This window comes from Escherichia sp. WS2035 (assembly GCF_046487065.1).
Lineage (GTDB): Bacteria > Pseudomonadota > Gammaproteobacteria > Enterobacterales > Enterobacteriaceae > Escherichia > Escherichia coli.
On the sequence record NZ_JBJQKD010000010.1, the window covers coordinates 163,255 to 184,129 of the forward strand.

Below are 20,875 nucleotides of genomic sequence, written 5' to 3' on the forward strand. Positions count from 1 at the left end.
GAATGATCAGCCCTTAATGCCGTAATGCTCCAGCATCGCATCCAGCTGTGGTTCACGACCACGGAAGCGTTTGAACAGCTCCATCGGCTCTTCTGAACCGCCACGGCTCAGAATGTTGTCGAGGAACGACTGCCCAGTTTCACGGTTGAAAATGCCCTCTTCCTCAAAACGCGAGAAGGCATCTGCCGCCAGTACATCGGCCCACAGGTAGCTGTAGTAACCTGCCGCATAACCACCGGCAAAAATGTGGCTGAAAGCATGCGGGAAACGGCCCCATGACGGAGACGGTACCACGGCAACCAGTTTCTTGATTTCTGCCAGAGTTTCGAGGATTTTCGCCCCCTGATCCGGACGGAACTCGGCATGGAGGCGGAAATCGAACAGGCCGAACTCCAGCTGGCGCAGAATAAACAGCGCCGCCTGGTAATTTTTCGCTGCCAACATTTTATCCAGCAACTCTTTCGGCAGCGGCTCGCCGGTTTCATAGTGACCGGAGATAAACGCCAGCGCCTCCGGCTCCCAGCACCAGTTTTCCATAAACTGGCTCGGCAGTTCGACCGCATCCCACGGCACCCCACTGATCCCGGAAACACCAGCGGTTTCAATGCGGGTCAGCATATGGTGCAGGCCGTGACCGAACTCGTGGAACAGGGTGATCACTTCGTCATGGGTAAACAGCGCCGGTTTACCATTTACCGGGCGGTTGAAGTTGCAGGTCAGATACGCGACCGGTTTTTGCAGCGAACCGTCGGCTTTACGCATCTGGCCTACGCAGTCATCCATCCACGCCCCGCCGCGCTTGTTTTCACGGGCATACAGGTCGAGGTAGAAGCTACCGCGCAGTTCGTTGTTCTCGTCATATAGTTCGAAGAAACGTACATCCGGATGCCAGACATCAACATCTTTACGCTCTTTAGCGGTGATGCCGTAAATACGTTTCACCACTTCAAACAAGCCGTTAACCGCTTTGTTTTCCGGGAAGTACGGACGCAGTTGTTCATCGCTGATGCTGTAGAGGTGCTGTTTCTGTTTTTCGCTGTAGTAAGCGATATCCCACGGTTGCAACTCATCGACGCCAAATTCGGCTTTGGCGAAGGCGCGCAGTTGTGCCAGCTCTTTTTCGCCTTGCGGGCGCGCGCGTTTTGCCAGATCGGTTAAGAAATCCAGCACCTGCTGCGGGTTTTCTGCCATTTTAGTGGCAAGTGATTTGAAGGCGTAGTTTTCAAAGCCCAGCAGTTGCGCCAGTTCGTGACGCAGCGCGAGGATCTCTTCCATCACCTTGCTGTTATCCCACTTACCGGCGTTCGGACCTTGATCGGAAGCACGAGTGCTATAAGCACGATACATCTCTTCACGCAGGGCCTGGTTGTCGCAGTAGGTCATTACCGGCAGGTAGCTTGGGATATCCAGCGTCAGCAAATAACCTTCCAGCTCTTTCGCTTCGGCCTGGGCTTTTGCCGCAGCCAGCGCGCTTTCTGGCATCCCCGCCAGCTCCGCTTCGTCGGTAACGAGTTTGGTCCAGCCCATCGTCGCATCGAGGACGTTGTTGCTGTACTGATTGCCCAGTTCAGAAAGACGAGTGGCAATTTCGCCGTAACGCTGCTGTTTCTCTTTCGGCAGACCGATGCCAGAGAGTTCGAAGTCGCGCAGTGCGTTATCAACCGCTTTTTTCTGCGCCGTGTTCAGCGTGGCGTAATGATCGCCATCGCGCAGGTCGCGATATGCTTTATACAGCCCTTCATGTTGTCCTACCCAGGTGCTGTATTCTGACAGCAGCGGCAGGGTTTGTTCGTACGCTTCACGCAGTTCCGGGCTATTTTTCACCGAGTTCAGATGGCTGACCGGGGAGAAGATACGCCCCAGCACATCGTCCACTTCCGCCAACGGCTGGCAGAGATTTTCCCAGGTGTACGGTGCCCCTTGCGCTACTACGCGCTCCACATTTTCGCGGCAGTCGTTCAGCGCCTTAGTCACGGCTGGAACGACATGTTCCGGGAGAATTTTAGAAAACGGAGGCAATTCAAAGGGAGTCAGTAACGGATTCGTCATTAGCGCAGTCCTGGTTAAAGAGGTTAAGGAAGCGCTCAACAGGCGCTTTACATAATGTTTGTAGCATGGGGTTAAGTGTAGTGAATTTCAATGAGAAACGTTACGCTTTCGCGGCGGCGGCCTCTTTTCGGTATACTGTCCTGATAGACTTTTGTGCGCCCCGAATACGGGCCGATTTTTACTTACCGGAACACCTTTACCCATGCTCAGTTATCGCCACAGCTTTCACGCTGGCAACCACGCCGACGTCCTTAAACATACCGTTCAGAGCCTGATCATCGAGTCGCTGAAAGAGAAAGATAAACCGTTTCTCTATCTCGACACCCACGCAGGGGCCGGGCGTTATCAGTTAGGCAGCGAACATGCCGAGCGTACCGGCGAATATCTCGAAGGTATCGCCCGTATCTGGCAGCAGGACGATTTGCCTGCGGAGCTGGAGGCGTACATCAATGTGGTAAAACACTTCAACCGTAGCGGGCAGTTGCGTTATTACCCCGGTTCGCCGTTGATTGCGCGCCAGCTACTGCGTGAACAGGACAGCCTGCAACTGACTGAACTGCACCCGAGCGATTATCCGTTGTTACGTTCGGAATTCCAGAAAGACAATCGTGCGCGCGTTGAAAAAGCCGACGGTTTCCAGCAGCTTAAGGCCAAACTACCGCCGGTTTCCCGCCGTGGTTTAATCCTTATCGATCCGCCGTATGAAATGAAAACCGACTATCAGGCGGTGGTCAGCGGGATAGCAGAAGGTTACAAACGTTTCGCCACTGGCACTTACGCATTGTGGTATCCAGTGGTGCTGCGCCAGCAGATTAAGCGCATGATCCACGACCTGGAAGCGACCGGCATTCGCAAAATTCTGCAAATTGAACTGGCGGTGCTGCCAGACAGCGATCGCCGTGGCATGACCGCTTCCGGCATGATTGTGATTAACCCGCCGTGGAAGCTGGAACAGCAGATGAATAACGTGCTGCCGTGGCTGCACAGCAAACTGGTTCCAGCAGGCACCGGGCACGCCACCGTAAGCTGGATCGTGCCAGAGTAATTGCAGCCATTGCTGGCACCTATTACGTCTCGCGCTACAATCGCGGTAATCAACGATAAGGACAATATGTCATGACTAAACACTATGATTACATCGCCATCGGCGGCGGCAGCGGCGGTATCGCCTCCATCAACCGCGCGGCTATGTACGGCCAGAAATGCGCACTGATTGAAGCCAAAGAGCTGGGCGGCACCTGCGTAAATGTTGGCTGTGTGCCGAAAAAAGTGATGTGGCACGCGGCACAAATCCGTGAAGCGATCCATATGTACGGCCCGGATTACGGCTTTGATACCACTATCAATAAATTCAACTGGGAAACATTGATCGCCAGCCGTACCGCCTATATCGACCGTATTCATACTTCCTATGAGAACGTGCTCGGTAAAAATAACGTTGATGTAATCAAAGGCTTTGCCCGCTTCGTTGATGCCAAAACCATTGAAGTCAACGGCGAAACCATCACGGCCGATCATATTCTGATCGCCACCGGTGGTCGTCCGAGCCACCCGGATATTCCGGGCGTGGAATACGGTATTGATTCTGATGGCTTCTTCGCCCTTCCGGCTTTGCCAGAGCGCGTAGCGGTTGTTGGCGCGGGTTACATCGCCGTTGAACTGGCGGGCGTGATTAACGGCCTCGGTGCGAAGACGCATCTGTTTGTGCGTAAACATGCGCCGCTGCGCAGCTTCGACCCGATGATCTCTGAAACGCTGGTCGAAGTGATGAACGCCGAAGGCCCACAGTTGCATACCAACGCCATCCCGAAAGCGGTGGTGAAAAATGCCGACGGCAGCCTGACGCTGGAGCTGGAAGATGGTCGCAGTGAAACGGTGGATTGCCTGATTTGGGCGATTGGTCGCGAGCCTGCCAATGACAACATCAACCTGGAAGCCGCTGGCGTTAAAACCAACGAAAAAGGCTATATCGTCGTCGATAAATATCAAAACACCAACGTTGAAGGTATTTACGCGGTGGGCGATAACACGGGTGCAGTGGAACTGACTCCGGTGGCAGTTGCAGCAGGTCGCCGTCTCTCTGAACGCCTGTTTAATAACAAGCCGGATGAGCATCTGGATTACAGCAACATTCCGACCGTGGTCTTCAGCCATCCGCCGATTGGTACTGTTGGTTTAACGGAGCCGCAGGCGCGCGAGCAGTACGGCGACGATCAGGTGAAAGTGTATAAATCCTCTTTCACCGCGATGTATACCGCCGTCACCACTCACCGCCAGCCGTGTCGCATGAAACTGGTATGCATTGGACCGGAAGAGAAGATTGTCGGTATTCACGGCATTGGTTTTGGTATGGACGAAATGTTGCAGGGCTTCGCGGTGGCGCTGAAGATGGGTGCAACCAAAAAAGACTTCGACAACACGGTTGCCATTCACCCGACAGCAGCAGAAGAGTTCGTGACAATGCGTTAAATGTTAAAGGGCTAAGAGTAGTGTGCTCTTAGCCCTTAGCTACGTTTCCGCTATCAGTTCAGAAGCTGAAGCAGAAAGCGGATCAGTTCCAGCTGCGCAATTAACGCCCCAAGAACGATGATTGCTTTATCAATCACCCGTTTTCTCCATGCGATGGAGTGAGAATGCATCCGCTTACTCATCCATTGCCTGTCACGGAGCATGTCTCATTGTTAGATGTGGGCTATCTCACTCCAGCCAGAGCCACCAACTCAGGGCTGAACAGTAAAAAAACCGACGCGAAGTCGGTTTTTTTACGTCCTGATTCAGACCTCCTTTCAAATGAATGCCCAACGCTTAATTCACACCTACACCTTTCTCTACACTTACATATTCGTTAAACCATATGTGTTTTTGACTTGTCCGCTTTGGTTTGTAACGCTGGTGGCGCTGGCGCTACACCTCTCTTTCACATTGTAATGAGATACTGATATGAGCAACATTACCATTTATCACAACCCGGCCTGCGGTACGTCGCGTAATGCGCTGGAGATGATCCGCAACAGCGGTACAGAACCGACCATTATCTATTATCTGGAAACACCACCGACGCGCGATGAGCTGGTAAAACTCATTGCCGATATGGGGATTACCGTACGCGCGTTGCTGCGTAAAAACGTCGAGCCGTATGAGGAACTGGGCCTTGCAGAAGATAAATTTACTCACGATCAGTTAATCGACTTTATGCTTCAGCACCCGATTCTGATTAATCGCCCGATTGTGGTGACGCCACAGGGAACTCGCCTGTGCCGCCCTTCAGAAGTCGTGCTGGAAATTCTGCCAGATGCGCAAAAAGGCGCGTTCACCAAGGAAGATGGCGAGAAAGTGGTTGATGAGGCGGGTAATCGCCTGAAATAAAGCGGCTATATTCCCCCACAGGTTGTTAGAAAAATGCGCTTTATTTATGTCGGATGCGACGCTGACGCGTCTTATCCGACCTACAACGTTATGATAATTCGATGAATTGTATGTTATTTGTAGGCCTGACAGTCGTAGCGCATCAGGCGATTTTGCTATTTACACAGTACTCCCTGCGTGAGATTCCAATTATCGCGTCCAGCATGGTGTATCAGTGAGCTGCTTAGTTATCAGCGATACAGTGCAGCACTGTAAAGATGTACTGGATTATGATCTATCAGTGGTTTGCACAATAAATAATTTCAACATACGTTAACCCATTTTATTATTACATATCTAAAACATCACAAAAATATCACTTCACACACTATCAGAGAACATCATACCTTTTTAAAACGAGCATTTTCGATAGTTGTTAACGTTTTCTTTTGCGATATTATTATTGCCTTTTTTTGCACTCAAATATTACCAGATGGAAATAAAAGAGAAGTCAAAGGTAATTATATCAGGAAGATATGACGCATTATATTTACTGTATGTAGAAGAAAATCCATTCCTGTTCTAATTATCCAATTTTAAAATCTTAGCATAAAACAAATGATGAATAAGGAATGTTATGTCAATTGACTTTACCCCAGGTGTAATAAATACATATAACGGTGATATTTATAACTGCACAACAAATACCGATAATGTTAAAACGCCAGACACACCGAAGTGGCCTTGTGATAACCGGGAAGAACAACAACCCATTAATTCCCCATTCTCTGGAGAAGGATACACCTCTAAACAATTTGATTTAGCGCAACAACAACGCCAACAAATTAATGCGTGCCATACGAACACCACATATACAAATGCAGACTACTCAAAGTTGAGGCTCAACTTGTAAGTCTTATTAATAACATTGAAACGATAAGCTCGACACCACTTCCGCAAAAGACACAATCAATACTTAATCAGATAAATAACATTAGACACGAAAAGATTAAAAACCTCCTAATATAAATTATGGAACAATGGATACTCATGCCACGCCCAAAAATTAACTGAGCTCAACTAAACAGAAGAGATATAAACATCAGACAGGTTTACGTTACTATCAGGCATATCGCCTCAGAATCAGATGAAAACTATAAAGAAATATCTATTATGGTTTTAATATTTGTTGATAAGGATAGTAACATGAACATGACAAAAGGTGCACTCATCCTCAGCCTTTCATTTTTGCTTGCCGCATGTAGTTCAATTCCGCAAAATATCAAAGGCAATAACCAACCTGATATTCAAAAAAGTTTTGTTGCTGTTCATAACCAGCCGGGGTTATATGTTGGTCAACAAGCGCGCTTTGGTGGGAAGGTTATCAACGTTATCAATGGCAAAACGGATACGTTGTTAGAAATCGCTGTATTACCGTTGGATAGCTATGCGAAGCCTGATATTGAAGCCAACTATCAGGGCCGACTGCTCGCCAGACAAAGCGGCTTCCTTGATCCAGTGAACTATCGTAATCACTTTGTTACCATCCTCGGTACCATTCAGGGTGAACAACCTGGCTTTATCAATAAAGTCCCGTATAACTTCCTCGAAGTGAATATGCAGGGCATCCAGGTGTGGCATTTGAGAGAAGTGGTTAATACCACCTATAACCTGTGGGATTACGGCTATGGTGCATTCTGGCCGGAACCGGGCTGGGGGGCTCCTTACTACACCAATGCGGTGAGTCAGGTAACACCTGAGCTGGTCAAATAACACCACCGAAAGATGCAGATGCTTTCTCAGCATCTGCATCATGCATTACATCAAATTAATACACAGTAAGCTAACTATTATTATAAGCCCTGTCCTGTTAATTACCTTTGGCAAACTGATTATAAAGTTAATGTCCGTACCAGGAGTCGGTTATGTTTCTTATAATTACCAGGGATACGATGTTTTTCACCGCGATGAAAAACATTCTGAGTAAAGGTAATGTCGTTCATATACAGAACGAAGAAGAGATCGACGTAATGTTGCATCAGAATGCCTTCGTCATTATTGATACATTAATGAATAATGTATTTCATTCTAATTTTCTCACTCAAATTGAACGATTAAAACCTGTCCATGTAATTATTTTCTCCCCCTTTAATATTAAACGCTGCCTGGGGAAAGTACCGGTGACCTTTGTTCCGCGAACTATCGCCATCATCGACTTTGTCGCACTCATCAATGGCAGTTACTGCTCTGTGCCTGAAGCGGATGTGTCCCTCTCGCGCAAGCAGCATCAGGTTCTGAGCTGTATTGCGAATCAAATGACAACGGAAGATATTCTGGAGAAACTGAAAATATCGCTAAAAACGTTCTACTGCCATAAACACAATATCATGATGATCCTCAATCTTAAGCGGATCAATGAGCTGGTACGCCATCAGCATATTAATTATCTGGTGTGAACGATTGATCAATATAAAGAGGCCCAGCAACAGCCAGACCTCCCGTTAATTATACGTTATGCAGTAACGCCTTCCGGTATCAACGAAGCAATTTGCTTACGCCATTGCGCTTGCTCCTGTTCACCTTCTGTACGTTGACCATAAAGTTGCGCTATCTGCGTACCATCATGGGCAAACAATTCCAGACTGGTTACGTGACCATCGCTGGTCGGTTTACGGGTAACCCAGGCTTCAGCAATGCTCTCTTCTAATAGATGAAGAGTAAACGTCGGGTTGAAAATATTCAGCCAACCTTTCATTGGCACCACTTTTTCTACCACACCGGTGAAAATCTGTACGCAGCCACGGTTGCCAACAAACACCATGATTTCATTGCCATCCTGCTGTGCAGATTCAAGAATTTGCGCCAACGCACTGTTGGATACTTTGCAGGCCAAATCGTCTGCCACCAGATTGAACGCCTGTTGGCGCGTCAGATTGTGACGCTTGAGCAACGTAAAAAACTGATGAACGTCGGTCATCGCCCGCCACTCTTGCTCGACCACACTGGCATCGGCTCGCGTTTGAACAACTGGCGCATCAACGGCTTTTAACTCAAGCGGCGTATTCTCATCGGTGATAAACCGTGCCAGAAGCTCACTCCATGCCGCCATATCGGTATTGTCGGTGGCATAAACTTTTAGTAATGCATCGCCCTGATGATCAAAGAACTGAATACTCTGGCGTTCGCCACGGGCCGTGTTTTCTTTGATGTGGAAAACACTGGCCCATTGATTGAGAAACAGACGTAAATCCAGCGCGCGCGGATTGAGGATCAATCCGGCATGTCCGTTCAAATGCTGGTTTGTGAACGCACCAACTTGCTCATGGACTGCATATTCATTACGGCAAATACATTTGGTTTCGCCAACACTTTCGAGCGCCGCCAGAATTTCACGAATATCGCCGCGCATCCGCCACGCGTCGTGCGTGACGCGCGCAAATGCCAGTTCTGCTTCGCTGATATTCATTAAACCTGCGATGTCACGCGCGTACTTTCCGGGATTTTGTTCTTTTAACTCAAGCCAGCGTGTGTAGTGGTTCATTGTCTCTCTTCCTTCCAGATAAATGCCCCGAAATATCGGGGCAGATGATTACCATTGATAACTCACGAAAATTTTTCCGTTACGACCATCCTGTGGGATGCCTTGCGGCGACCAGTACTCTTTATCGAAGGCGTTGCCCAATACCAGAGTAGTGGTCATGCCTTTGAGCGCCTGTTGTCCTTGATAACTGACGTAGAAATCATTCACACCATAGCCAGGTTGTTTGCTGTAGCTGCTGCTGATATGTGTTGAGCGATCGGCAAACGTACCGACCCAACCAACAGAGAAGCCACTGTGAGCGATCGGAATATTCAGGGTACTGGTAACGGTATCCGGGTTAATGCTGGAGATATATTCCCCGGTATCGGTGTCTTTGCCGCGGGTACGGTTATAGGCCACATCAAGGCTAAACAGATCAGTGGTATATTTCGTCATCACATCCCAGCCCCAGATTTTGGCGTTCGGGACGTTATACGACATAGTTGTCGCCGCCGCGAAATCGACGGTCGTGGAGATATAATCTTTCGCTTTGGTATCAAAGTAGCTGGCTTTAAATTCCAGAGCATCATTGGACAACATCAGGTCATCAAAACGTAGCCCAAAACCGTACTCCTGAGTTTCGTTAGTTTCCGGACGTAAGTTCGGGTTTGGCACCCAATAGTTGGTATAGAAGCGACCAATCGAGAAGTGTTTAGAATCATTATACATTTCGCCCATCGTCGGGGCGCGGAATGCCTGAGCATATGAGCCAAATAACATCAGCCAGTTGGTCGGGTTGATAGTCATCCCCGCACGAGATGACCATTTGTCGGCATCAACATCTTTGTAGCCGTCGCTGCTACCGCGATAACTGTCATAGCGGGTTCCGCCAAGCAGGGTAATCGGCAGATCGCGTAAGGTGATCTCATCTTGTAGCCAGCCAGAGCTAAAATCGATTTTTGCTTGCGGGAAGCCCGTCGTCGCGCCACCCGGATGTTGTTCCTGACGATAATACTCACCGCCATATGTCAGTAAGTGAGAAGCGAAACTGTCGGCAAATAGAGTGGAACGGTTCTCCAGCCTTGCTCCTTTTGTTATCTGTTCACGATACTCGCCTGAACTCCCCGTGTTTTGCGCATTAATACGGACTTCCGACCAGTATATTTTTGCATCTGCATTTAACCAGTCGTTACCCTGCGGGGCGAGTTTATAAGAAAGCTGCGCATCGCGTTGAATTGTTGAACGATCGACCATCGGGTTGCTGCTATCAGAAGCTTCAACAGTCTGCGGATTTTTTGGTTCACGCGCGTCGTTGTTGTAGTAACGCACTAAACCGCTCAGAGACTGGGCTGAATCAATTTGCCAGGTCCCTTTCGCCAGCATGTTATTAATGGATTCGTCATTCGGCGCGGTTTCACCATTGCTCTGGCGTAAATCACCCCGATCGCGACTGGACCAGGCCACAATACCATCCAGATTTTCAGTTCGCCCAAACGCGCTCGCGCCTAATCCCAGGCTATGGTCCCCCGTGCCGCCAGTACCAAAGACACGAAAACCACTGCTTTGTCCTTCCTGCAATAAATCTTTTGCATCGACCGTATCGTAGGAGATCACTCCACCCAGCGCGCCACTGCCATACAGTAATGCTGAAGGTCCGCGAACAATCTCAACACGCTTGATCAGCGCCGGATCGAGAAAAGTGCCATTCAGGTGTCCGGTATCCGTTCCCTGGCGAACACCATCGACAAGAACCAGCACGCCGCGATGATCATAGCCACGCATATTTACATCCTGACCGTTGGTTCGTCCGGTACCATCAAGAGTAATTCCAGGAACATGACGCAGCAAATCAGTGGCTGAAGTAGCAGTTTGATTTTCAGGAGCGGAAGTGTCGATAACGCTGACCATCATAGGCGCTTCGAAGGAACTACGTGCATTCCCCGTTGCCGTAACGGTCATGGTTTCAGTAGCAAAAGCAAACGTTGGCAAGGTGGCAGAAACAGCCAAAGCCAACAAACTCAAACGCAACGAAGTAAATTGCGGACGTGACATAGCGATTCTCCATGAGGAAAATAAAAAATGCTGGCTGCCTGGGTTAATACCGGGGTGGCTGGCGAAAAATAAATTTATTTACAATTCAAATGATTAGATATCACCACGGGAAGCTATTAGCGTATATATCCCGTAAAATTGCCGAATATTTCTGATAATTCAGCAAAAGCACGCCCTCTTTGTCAGGCAAAGTAGTACGCCACGTCTGAAGTGAAGAGTGCTGTGCGTTTTCCCTTACAAAAGATATGATTTTGTTATCCATGATGTCATATTTTGTTAAACTCAAACGTGATAATGAGAATTATTATCGATCAATTTTTTATGATCAAGCTTTTTTTAACCGCCATTAACACAATAAACAGGGGGTTATGAAATCTATCCAGCATCCAGAAAACCATCCTGTGTTTATGGCTATCCCCCCACAACCTCATCACAAAACGTTGTCGTTAACAGTGATAATTTTCTCTTCTCTTTGCTCTGCAAGCCGCGATATCTCCGGGTTCTCAGCTTTTTCCCGCGCTGAAATTTAATCGGTAACAAGAACATTAGCTGACGAAGCATCTTGATAAAAATCAAAAATAAATACGCTTGTAACGCCGTGCGTATTGAATCGACGGTTGTATTTCATATATAACTCAAATGATAATCATGATCATTCTCAATTTGATAAGAGTTCTCACATTATGCCAAGGATCATCACCAGGCCGTTTCTTTTTTCCCCACTAACGTTATGTATTTCAGCCGTGGTCTCTGCCGCGAAGACCATGGTAAAACGAAAAAAATTGTTTACGGCATTACTGGCTCTTAGCTGGACTTTTAGCGTAACGGCTGCCGAACGTATCGTGGTCGCAGGAGGATCGCTGACGGAGCTAATCTACGCGATGGGCGCTGGCAAACGCGTGGTTGGTGTCGATGAAACGACATCCTATCCACCAGAAACCGCCAAACTGCCGCATATTGGTTACTGGAAACAACTCAGCAGCGAAGGCATTTTGTCACTTCGCCCGGATAGCGTAATTACCTGGCAGGATGCAGGACCGCAAATTGTGCTCGACCAACTGCGGGCGCAAAAAGTCAACGTCGTCACTCTGCCGCGTGTACCAGCCACCCTTGAGCAGATGTACGCCAACATTCGCCAACTGGCAAAAACGTTACAGGTTCCTGAACAAGGCGAGGCGCTGGTGACACAGATCAACCAACGCCTGGAGCGAGTACAGCAAAACGTGGCGGCCAAAAAAGCCCCGGTTAAAGCCATGTTTATTCTCTCCGCAGGCGGAAGTGCGCCACAGGTTGCCGGTAAAGGCAGCGTCGCGGACGCCATTCTTTCGCTTGCCGGAGCAGAAAACGTCGCTACCCACCAGCAGTACAAAAGCTACAGCGCGGAATCGCTGATTGCGGCTAACCCTGAAGTGATTGTCGTCACCTCACAAATGGTCGATGGCGATATTAATCGGCTACGTTCTATTGCCGGAATTACCCACACTGCCGCATGGAAAAACCAGCGCATTATCACCGTTGATCAAAACCTGATTCTGGGAATGGGTCCGCGTATTGCTGATGTCGTTGAGTCTTTACACCAGCAGCTTTGGCCGCAATAAATGGATTTAAATCAGACGAATGAACACAAATAACACCCTGGATCTCACGCCACATTTTGCTTTAGACGGTGATCAGCCCTTTAAAGACAGGCGCGCCATGATGCCGTTTCGTGGGGCCATTCCGGTTGCCAAAGAGCAACTGGTACAGACCTGGCAAGAGATGATCAATCAAACGGTATCACCACGTAAGCGACTGGTTTACCTACACATTCCTTTTTGTGCGACACACTGCACGTTTTGTGGTTTTTATCAGAACCGTTTTAATGAAGATGTGTGTGCTCATTATACCGACGCCCTGATTCGTGAAATAGAACTGGAAGCAGACAGCGTATTGCATCAGTCGGGCCCCATCCACGCGGTCTATTTCGGTGGCGGTACGCCTTCCGCGCTTTCAGCACACGATTTGGCCAGAATCATCACCACATTACGAGAAAAGTTGCCACTGGCCCCTGATTGTGAAATCACTATCGAAGGCCGGGTACTGAATTTTGACGCTGAGCGAATCGATGCTTGCCTTGATGCTGGAGCAAACCGCTTCTCAATTGGTATTCAGTCGTTTAACAGCAAAATCCGCAAGAAAATGGCCCGCACCTCGGATGGCCCAACCGCTATTGCGTTTATGGAAAGCCTGGTCAAACGCGACCGTGCCGCGGTGGTCTGTGACCTGCTGTTTGGTCTGCCGGGTCAGGATGCGCAAACCTGGGGAGAAGATCTGGCTATTGCCCGCGATATCGGTCTCGACGGCGTCGATCTCTATGCGCTCAATGTCCTGCCCAATACACCGCTGGGCAAAGCCGTGGAAAATGGGCGTACTACCGTGCCCTCTCCGGCAGAACGTCGCGATCTTTACCTGCAAGGGTGTGATTTTATGGACGATGCCGGTTGGCGCTGCATCAGTAACAGCCACTGGGGCCGTACCACACGCGAACGCAATCTCTATAACCTGCTGATTAAACAAGGTGCCGATTGTCTGGCCTTTGGTTCCGGAGCCGGCGGTTCGATTAATGGTTACTCCTGGATGAACGAACGCAATCTTCAGACCTGGCATGAATCCGTCGCAGCAGGCAAAAAACCGCTGATGATGATCATGCGTAACGCCGAACGTAACGCGCAGTGGCGTCATACCTTGCAGTCGGGCATTGAAACGGCGCGTGTACCGCTGGACGAACTTACGCCACATGCCGAAAAACTCGCGCCGTTACTGGCCCAGTGGCACCAAAAAGGCTTAAGCCGCGATGCGTCAACGTGTCTGCGGTTGACCAATGAAGGTCGTTTCTGGGCAAGCAACATTTTGCAGTCTCTTAATGAACTGATTCAGGTACTTAATGCGCCAGCAATTGCGCTTGAAAAACCATAACAGGAGTGATTTATGAGCCATGTCTCGTTACAGGAATTTTTGAAAACGGAGCCAGACGGTACGCTGGAGGCGATCGCCGAACAATACAACACCACGCTGCTGGAGGTAGTGAAAAATCTGCCCTCTCCGACTGTTGTGTCAGGTGATAAATTCGATACTGTCTGGGATACCGTCTGCGAATGGGGCAACGTCACCACGTTAGTACATACTACCGATGTAATACTCGAATTTAGCGGCGAACTGCCTTCGGGTTTCCATCGCCACGGCTATTTCAACCTACGCGGAAAGCACGGCATGTCCGGGCATATCAAAGCAGAAAACTGCACGCATATTGCCTTGATCGAACGTAAATTTATGGGCATGGACACCGCCTCTATTCTCTTTTTCAATAAGGAAGGCAGCGCAATGCTGAAAATCTTCCTCGGTAGGGATGATCATCGTCAGCTCCTGAGCGAACAAGTCAGCGCCTTCCATGCTCTGGCAGCATCGTTAAAGGAACACGCCTGATGACACCGTGGCTACTCTTTGGTGCGGGCGGAAAAGGTGTGGGTGCCAGAACGCTTGAACTGGCGCTGGCGGAACAACGTCCGGTCGTTGCTGTCATTCGTCATGCCGATGCCGCCACGAAACTGGCGCAACAAGGCGTACAGGTTTTTACAGGCGACGCCTGTGATGCCAGCGTAGTCGCGGCTGCTTGCCGCGCAGCTGGCCCGGATGCGCTTATCATCTCAACAATGGGCGGAGCTCAGGATTATCTGGCGCACAGAACAGTGATTGATGAGGCCGAGAAGGCTGGCATCAGTCGCATGATTCTGGTGACCTCTTTGGGATGCGGCGATAGCTGGCCGTTTTTATCAGAGCGGGCAAAGGCTGCGTTTGGTCAGGCGGTACGGGAAAAAACGCTGGCGGAAAGCTGGTTGCAAACCAGCCAGCTTGATTATGCCATTCTCCGCCCTGGCGGTCTGCTTGATGGTGCGGCAACGGGCAAAGCACAACGGATACAAAATCAGGAGTGTCATGGTTTTGTTAACCGTGCTGATGTCGCCGCACATATCCATGAACTGGCAAATGCGCCAGCACTTAACCAGCAGGTCTACAGTCTGATTGAACCGGACCTGAAACCGGCGTGATCCCCCGGCGCGGCATGTCCGCGCCGTAATGTCGTAACGGAGTTTTGCGTGCTCAAGGATTCACTCTCTTCCGCCAGGGTCTTTATGGGGCTATCACTATTATTGCTAGCTCTGGTGCTGTTTGGTGCCAGTCAGGGAGCGTTAAAGATCAGTTTTGATGCCCTTTTTGATGAGGAATACCGCGATATCTGGCTCAATATTCGTCTACCACGGGTTTTGCTGGCGGTGCTGGTAGGTGCAGCGTTGGCAACCGCAGGGGTAATTATGCAAGGGCTTTTTCGCAACCCAATGGCTGACCCTGGATTACTTGGCGTCAGTAGCGGTTCTGCATTAATGGTTGGCGTTGCTATTGTGCTGCCCTTCTCCTTCCCAGTGGTGCTGGTGCTCTATGAGCAAATGGTGTTTGCCATTGCCGGAAGTTTAGTGGTCTGCACCATCATTTTTCTCATCACGCAGCGCCATCGCGATGGCAGCATGATGCAATTATTACTCGCCGGTATCGCCATCAATGCCCTGTGCGGCGCAGCGATCGGCATCCTGAGCTATATCGGCGATGAGCAGCAGCTACGACAACTCACATTGTGGATGATGGGCAATCTTGGACAGGCGCAATGGCCGACGTTATTGGTTGCCAGTTCATTCATCCTACCGGCCATTATCGCAACAACTTGTCTCGCCGGAACGCTGAATTTACTGCAGCTCGGTGATGAAGAAGCCCACTACCTCGGCGTGAACGTTAAGCGTAAACGCCAGCAATTACTGTTAGTGAGCTCACTGCTCGTTGGTGCTGCCGTATCGGTAAGCGGTATTATCGGCTTTATTGGCCTGGTGATCCCGCATCTGATTCGCATGACTACCGGGGCAAATCACCGCTGGCTAATCCCTTGTTCCGCCCTCGCCGGAGCCTGTTTATTGCTGATGGCAGACACGCTTGCCCGCACGCTGGTACAGCCAGCAGAAATGCCCGTGGGATTATTAACCAGCCTGCTTGGTGGCCCTTATTTTATGTGGTTGATTCTGCGCAACCGGAGGATCACATGATCAGCGCCCAGAATCTGGTTTATAGCCTTCAGGGGCGGCGTCTGACTGATAATGTCTCGCTGACTTTTCCCGGTGGGGAAATTGTTGCCATCCTCGGCCCTAATGGTGCGGGAAAATCTACGCTGCTTCGCCAGCTAACCGGCTATCTTCAACCTGATAGCGGCGAATGTCGGTTGTTTAATAAGCCATTAAATGAATGGTCGATTACTGAACTGGCGAAACACCGGGCCGTGATGCGTCAAAATAGCCACATGGCGTTTCCATTCAGCGTACAAGAAGTTATCCAGATGGGGCGGCATCCGCATCGTACTGGTAATCAGGATAATGAAACAGCACAAATAATGGCGTTATGTGACTGTCAGGCGTTAGCAAACCGCGACTATCGGCAATTATCCGGTGGTGAACAACAGCGCGTGCAATTAGCGCGCCTGCTGGTGCAACTCTGGGAACCTACTCCCTCACCGAAATGGTTATTTCTTGATGAACCAACTTCGGCGCTGGATATTCACCATCAGCAGCACTTGTTTCGTTTATTACGCCAGTTAGTTCACGAACGGCAGTTCAATGTTTGCTGCGTATTGCACGATCTAAATCTTGCCGCGCGTTATGCAGACCGTGTTGTATTAATGCAAAAAGGAAAGGTTATCGCAAATGGTAAGCCGCAGGACGTATTGACACAGCAGGCGCTGACAATGCTCTACGGCGCGGATATTACCGTACTTAAAGATCCTGCCAACCATTCACCACTGATCGTCCTCGATCATTAAAACCAACAGGAGTACCGCACTGGTACTCCTGCGAATAAATAACTATACAGATTAGCTAATTGAAACGCCTTTCACCCCTGCCATACCTTTTAATAATCGCAACAGATCTTCTATCGACGTCGTGGCATGAAGCTGGATATCAATGGCGACCACTTCATGATCTTCATTTTCCTGCAACGAAACTAAATCCGTTTTTATTTTTTGCTGCTTAAACCAGTCGAGCATTGATACCGTATTACCGTTCACTAATGTCAGCTGTAAATGGTAATTTTTGTTCATCAGGCGGAAGGTTAATTGATGGAAGACTTCCAGCACCAGCAAGGTCATCACTGAACCATAAATACCCAGTTCGTACATACCGCTGCCAATAACCATACCAATGGCGGCGGTCACCCAGATATCCGCTGCCGTCGTCAGACCTACAATATTTTGGTTACGAACGAGAATGTTACCTGCACCGATAAACCCGACGCCCGTCACAACCTGAGCAGCAATACGGCTGGGGTCTAGTCCGACGTGACCTAAAGACAGCACGTCAGCAAAACCATATTTCGAAACAATCATAAACAGGGCGCTTCCCATGCCAATTAATACATGTGTGCGTAACCCTGCTCCTTTGCCGCGCATTTGTCTTTCCATGCCAATAGCGCCACAGGCAATTACCGCAAGTATAAGTCGTATAATAAATTCTGCTGTCATATAAAAATGCAAAAAGGAGCAGCAAGATGGCTCAACTTGCTACTCCTTTTTACTTGTACCTCATTAATTCGGCAAGTCATTAGATGCTTGATTTTTGAAGGTATACAAATTTTTCTGCGGGTTTTTCTTGCAGTATTCGATCACTTTAGGAATTTGAGTGAGATCGGTTTCATTTAAAGTAACGGTATCGCCACCTTTATATACTGTTTCTTCATGCAGCATCCACCACGCAACTGGTGTCATTGCTTTTGGATTCAGATCAATAAATTCCTGGCAGGTCATATCTTTAGCGGATTCATTGGCTGCCAGCGCAGATTGTGCGTTCACCAGTGACAAAGCCGCTACAGCGCCCATAAAAATAAACGCTTTACGGAGAGATGAAATGTTCATTTTGTAACCCATTCAATATAGAGATTATATACAAACAGGAGGAATAGCTGCTTTTAAAGAAGATATTCCGGCCTGTTCAATATGCAAGGAAATACGATGTAACGCATTCCCGGAATTACATATCTTTCTTAATTTTGTCCCATTCGCCTTTAACTTTATCTTTAAAGCTGGCTTTTTTATCCTGAGTACAAGCCTGAACGATAGCTGGGGTTACGGTTGCAATACCCTGAACATCTAAAACCGCATCTTCTGGTTTATCTTTGTTGTTCAGTGCTTCAGCAAAACCAACTGCAGTTGGCTGGAAGGATTCGTCCACAGCCAGGAAATCTTCACAGGTCCAGGAGTTGACCGGTTTTTTGTTATCAGCTGCTTTTTGTGCATCCGCTGCATTGCTCACTACTGGCAGAAGAAGCAGACCACCAAGAATAACGCCTAATACTTTTTTCATCGTAATATCCTCAACTATAAAGTGAAAGAGCCGTCACGAATCAATTTCGACACTGAGGTTATAACCTGGTTTTCTGTATATGTCATGTTGATGGAAAATATCAAAATCAGATATTTTTATTTCAATACAATGAGTTACAGATGCATCAGATACTGTAATTAGGAAATTTTTATTAAATCGACTGCATTCTTAGACGCGTTTTTGGCATAGATTGATAGCAGGGGATTTTCTTCTTAATTTTATAGGGTGGTTCTATGTTATATATAGATAAGGCAACAATTTTGAAGTTTGATCTGGAGATGCTTAAAAAACATCGCAGAGCAATCCAGTTTATTGCCGTGCTGCTGTTTATCGTCGGGTTGCTGTGTATCAGTTTTCCGTTCGTCTCTGGCGACATTTTAAGCACAGTAGTGGGTGCATTATTAATCTGCTCGGGCATTGCGCTTATTGTCGGGCTATTCAGCAACCGCAGTCATAATTTCTGGCCGGTATTATCCGGTTTCCTCGTCGCAGTCGCCTATTTATTGATCGGCTATTTCTTCATCCGCGCACCAGAGCTGGGCATTTTTGCCATTGCGGCATTTATTGCCGGTTTGTTCTGTGTGGCAGGGGTTATTCGCCTGATGAGTTGGTATCGTCAGCGTTCAATGAAAGGCAGTTGGCTACAGCTCGTTATTGGTGTGCTGGATATCGTCATTGCCTGGATATTCCTTGGTGCTACGCCGATGGTGTCGGTAACGCTGGTTTCCACACTGGTGGGAATTGAACTGATATTTAGCGCCGCCAGTCTGTTCAGCTTCGCCAGTTTGTTCGTTAAAAAGCAATAATTATCCCTATTTCCACCTGGATCATAGTCACATTAAGTGACTATGATCCAGTTAATACTCTCTTAGCTATACAGTGTTTCAGTTCAATTACGCACTATCATTGAAACAATTGCCTGCTGTTGATTATTTCAACCTACTGAATTTAATCTGATTTTTTTCGTTCCATGGCAAATTAGCCATTTCAAACATTATCATGGCTGATATTTTCCGTGGTCAGGTTTAATGTTTTAAAAGTGCTGTGGGAAAGTGAACAAAGAGTTCCGTAAGCGTTGATGCTATGGGCGGTTAAATAAGTAATCCGGGTTCATTTTTTTGCAACTGGCGTTGATTACATTGCATAAATATCCGTGTCTCCAGACGCTATATAAAAACCTGAAGACATGAATGAGTTATTTAATCAGGTAATTTCAATGCGTTAAAAGAAAGCTGGCAATCCAATTGCCAGCCTAAGTCGAAACAAGGAGACTCGATATTTAAATCGGATTACATTTTAACTTTAGTAATATTCTTCAGAGATCACAAACTGGTTATTGATAACTTATTCTTGGGCAGTAATCCGCAAAAGTTAACCTTTTGTTTACTAGTTACAAACTGATAACAACCAGGAATCTTACTTAGGACCAATATATGGAGTGCGTGATGGATAAATCTGAAGTATTGATTAGTGTTAATAGACGTATTAGTTCACGAAGGGCAAAGTTCTTATAGGCGTTTACTATATTGAACAACGATTCGGACAAGGATGTAAATAATGAAAAGGATGACATGTTCGAAACGATAACGGCTAAGGAGCAAGTTATGATTTTTCTCATGACGAAAGATTCTTTTCTTTTACAGGGCTTTTGGCAGTTGAAAGATAATCACGAAATGATAAAAATCAATTCCCTGTCAGAGATCAAAAAAGTAGGCAATAAACCCTTCAAGGTGATCATTGACACCTATCACAACCATATCCTTGATGAAGAAGCGATTAAATTCCTGGAGAAATTAGATGCCGAGAGAATTATTGTTTTGGCACCTTATCACATCAGTAAACTAAAAGCTAAAGCGCCTATTTATTTTGTCAGCCGTAAAGAAAGTATCAAAAATCTTCTTGAGATTACTTATGGTAAACACTTGCCCCATAAGAATTCACAACTATGTTTTTCACATAATCAGTTCAAAATTATGCAACTGATTCTGAAAAACAAAAATGAAAGCAATATCACGTCAACGCTCAACATTTCGCAACAAACATTAAAGATTCAGAAATTCAACATTATGTACAAGCTGAAATTAAGACGTATGAGCGACATCGTCACCCTGGGTATCACATCTTATTTTTAGTAAGGACATAAGCAACTGAAATTGATGGCTGGCATGACGAGGGATGCAGATGCTGATTTCAATACCCCCGGTGATTATTGAAGGAGAGACGAAAACGACTTTATTCCCCTGGTATGTGTATCCACCAGTAGAACCCTTCGTTGCCCGAATGCTGGCAGAAACTGTTGGCAGAACGGCAACATTTTTTTTGTCGTTGACCTCACCATGTCGATCACTGTGCTTGCATCCCATCTTACTGGCTGACAACCCCACTATGCCGCTGGTCTGTAAATCCCTCATATCTCTCCTCGCGCGCAATTTAAAGAACCGTTATTTCTCAAGAATTT

21 protein-coding genes and 1 pseudogene are annotated in these 20,875 nt (G+C 47.7%); 14 read left to right on the top strand and 8 right to left on the bottom strand.

The genetic code is table 11. The features are described 5' to 3' along the window. Window positions 1-6: 6 nt before the first annotated feature. Entirely contained in the window at window positions 7-2,049 is a 2,043-nt protein-coding gene (prlC, locus tag ACJHX4_RS17520; RefSeq protein ID WP_001296496.1) for an oligopeptidase A, read from the bottom strand. A gap of 202 nt (window positions 2,050-2,251) precedes the next feature. Between prlC and rlmJ the strand changes: the two genes are divergently transcribed. Further along, window positions 2,252-3,094, top strand: a complete 843-nt coding sequence (gene rlmJ / locus ACJHX4_RS17525; RefSeq protein WP_001296497.1) for a 23S rRNA (adenine(2030)-N(6))-methyltransferase — start codon at window positions 2,252-2,254, stop codon at window positions 3,092-3,094. A gap of 71 nt (window positions 3,095-3,165) precedes the next feature. Beyond that, window positions 3,166-4,518, top strand: a complete 1,353-nt coding sequence (gorA, locus tag ACJHX4_RS17530) for a glutathione-disulfide reductase (RefSeq protein ID WP_000160794.1) — start codon at window positions 3,166-3,168, stop codon at window positions 4,516-4,518. Window positions 4,519-4,571: 53 nt separating this feature from the next. Here gorA and dinQ read toward each other — a convergent pair whose 3' ends face one another. Beyond that, a complete protein-coding gene (gene dinQ / locus ACJHX4_RS17535; protein ID WP_023363328.1) occupies window positions 4,572-4,655 on the bottom strand; it encodes a damage-inducible type I toxin DinQ in 84 nt (27 codons plus the stop codon). 334 nt (window positions 4,656-4,989) lie between these two features. Here dinQ and arsC point away from each other — a divergent pair, with 334 nt between their 5' ends. The 4 genes and pseudogenes from arsC to ACJHX4_RS17555 all read left to right on the top strand — a co-directional run bounded on the left by arsC (window position 4,990) and on the right by ACJHX4_RS17555 (window position 7,850). Beyond that, on the top strand, window positions 4,990-5,415 hold the full coding sequence (gene arsC / locus ACJHX4_RS17540) for a glutaredoxin-dependent arsenate reductase (RefSeq protein ID WP_000065754.1): 426 nt from the start codon (window positions 4,990-4,992) through the stop codon (window positions 5,413-5,415). Between the two features lie 616 nt (window positions 5,416-6,031). Beyond that, window positions 6,032-6,411, top strand: a pseudogene (locus tag ACJHX4_RS17545) (hypothetical protein); the annotation flags it as partial. A 189-nt stretch (window positions 6,412-6,600) separates the two neighbouring features. Further along, window positions 6,601-7,167: an outer membrane lipoprotein Slp gene (slp, locus tag ACJHX4_RS17550; protein WP_001057453.1), complete on the top strand. Its 567-nt coding sequence runs from the start codon at window positions 6,601-6,603 to the stop codon at window positions 7,165-7,167. 152 nt (window positions 7,168-7,319) lie between these two features. Beyond that, on the top strand, window positions 7,320-7,850 hold the full coding sequence (locus tag ACJHX4_RS17555) for a helix-turn-helix transcriptional regulator (RefSeq protein WP_000478618.1): 531 nt from the start codon (window positions 7,320-7,322) through the stop codon (window positions 7,848-7,850). A gap of 56 nt (window positions 7,851-7,906) precedes the next feature. On the opposite strand, the gene chuS is transcribed toward ACJHX4_RS17555, so the two are convergent. Together chuS and chuA are read right to left on the bottom strand one after the other, a co-directional pair. Then, a complete protein-coding gene (gene chuS, locus ACJHX4_RS17560; protein ID WP_001017192.1) occupies window positions 7,907-8,935 on the bottom strand; it encodes a hematinate-forming heme oxygenase ChuS in 1,029 nt (342 codons plus the stop codon). Between the two features lie 48 nt (window positions 8,936-8,983). Continuing rightward, window positions 8,984-10,966: a TonB-dependent heme/hemoglobin receptor ChuA/ShuA gene (gene chuA, locus ACJHX4_RS17565; RefSeq protein WP_000089583.1), complete on the bottom strand. Its 1,983-nt coding sequence runs from the start codon at window positions 10,964-10,966 to the stop codon at window positions 8,984-8,986. A 683-nt stretch (window positions 10,967-11,649) separates the two neighbouring features. Between chuA and chuT the strand changes: the two genes are divergently transcribed. From chuT to ACJHX4_RS17595, 6 genes are read left to right on the top strand one after another with little or no spacing between them, the layout of a single operon-like run. Next, window positions 11,650-12,564 (top strand): heme ABC transporter substrate-binding protein ChuT, encoded by a 915-nt coding sequence (gene chuT / locus ACJHX4_RS17570; protein WP_001312167.1) that lies wholly within the window; start codon window positions 11,650-11,652, stop codon window positions 12,562-12,564. A gap of 19 nt (window positions 12,565-12,583) precedes the next feature. Beyond that, window positions 12,584-13,921, top strand: coding sequence for a heme anaerobic degradation radical SAM methyltransferase ChuW/HutW (gene hutW / locus ACJHX4_RS17575; protein WP_001095640.1), 1,338 nt, complete (start codon window positions 12,584-12,586; stop codon window positions 13,919-13,921). 12 nt (window positions 13,922-13,933) lie between these two features. Beyond that, the gene (gene hutX / locus ACJHX4_RS17580; RefSeq protein WP_000020034.1) at window positions 13,934-14,428 is read left to right on the top strand and encodes a heme utilization cystosolic carrier protein HutX; all 495 of its coding nucleotides are present in this window, start codon (window positions 13,934-13,936) and stop codon (window positions 14,426-14,428) included. Then, on the top strand, window positions 14,428-15,051 hold the full coding sequence (chuY, locus tag ACJHX4_RS17585) for an anaerobilin reductase (protein ID WP_000189351.1): 624 nt from the start codon (window positions 14,428-14,430) through the stop codon (window positions 15,049-15,051). Before hutX ends, chuY begins: the two co-directional genes overlap by 1 nt. Window positions 15,052-15,099: 48 nt before the next feature. Then, window positions 15,100-16,092, top strand: coding sequence for a heme ABC transporter permease ShuU/ChuU (shuU, locus tag ACJHX4_RS17590; RefSeq protein WP_000910402.1), 993 nt, complete (start codon window positions 15,100-15,102; stop codon window positions 16,090-16,092). Then, on the top strand, window positions 16,089-16,859 hold the full coding sequence (locus ACJHX4_RS17595; RefSeq protein ID WP_000622316.1) for a heme ABC transporter ATP-binding protein: 771 nt from the start codon (window positions 16,089-16,091) through the stop codon (window positions 16,857-16,859). The genes shuU and ACJHX4_RS17595 overlap by 4 nt, the downstream gene beginning before the upstream one ends. A 51-nt stretch (window positions 16,860-16,910) precedes the next feature. Here ACJHX4_RS17595 and ACJHX4_RS17600 read toward each other — a convergent pair whose 3' ends face one another. From ACJHX4_RS17600 to hdeA, 3 genes are all read right to left on the bottom strand, one after another. Next, window positions 16,911-17,558 carry an MgtC/SapB family protein gene (locus ACJHX4_RS17600; RefSeq protein WP_000123131.1) on the bottom strand — a complete coding sequence of 216 codons (648 nt, stop codon included), beginning with the start codon at window positions 17,556-17,558 and terminating at the stop codon, window positions 16,911-16,913. 63 nt (window positions 17,559-17,621) lie between these two features. Further along, window positions 17,622-17,948, bottom strand: a complete 327-nt coding sequence (gene hdeB, locus ACJHX4_RS17605) for an acid-activated periplasmic chaperone HdeB (protein WP_001298717.1) — start codon at window positions 17,946-17,948, stop codon at window positions 17,622-17,624. A gap of 115 nt (window positions 17,949-18,063) precedes the next feature. Continuing rightward, window positions 18,064-18,396 (bottom strand): acid-activated periplasmic chaperone HdeA, encoded by a 333-nt coding sequence (hdeA, locus tag ACJHX4_RS17610; protein WP_000756548.1) that lies wholly within the window; start codon window positions 18,394-18,396, stop codon window positions 18,064-18,066. 254 nt (window positions 18,397-18,650) lie between these two features. Here hdeA and hdeD point away from each other — a divergent pair, with 254 nt between their 5' ends. Together hdeD and gadE are read left to right on the top strand one after the other, a co-directional pair. After that, the gene (hdeD, locus tag ACJHX4_RS17615; protein WP_000965671.1) at window positions 18,651-19,223 is read left to right on the top strand and encodes an acid-resistance protein HdeD; all 573 of its coding nucleotides are present in this window, start codon (window positions 18,651-18,653) and stop codon (window positions 19,221-19,223) included. Window positions 19,224-20,021: 798 nt separating this feature from the next. Then, window positions 20,022-20,549 carry an acid resistance transcriptional activator GadE gene (gadE, locus tag ACJHX4_RS17620; protein ID WP_000576690.1) on the top strand — a complete coding sequence of 176 codons (528 nt, stop codon included), beginning with the start codon at window positions 20,022-20,024 and terminating at the stop codon, window positions 20,547-20,549. Here gadE and ACJHX4_RS17625 read toward each other — a convergent pair. Beyond that, a complete protein-coding gene (locus ACJHX4_RS17625) occupies window positions 20,499-20,828 on the bottom strand; it encodes a hypothetical protein (protein ID WP_001205317.1) in 330 nt (109 codons plus the stop codon). The two genes, gadE and ACJHX4_RS17625, sit on opposite strands and share 51 nt — an antisense overlap. Window positions 20,829-20,875: the final 47 nt, after the last annotated feature.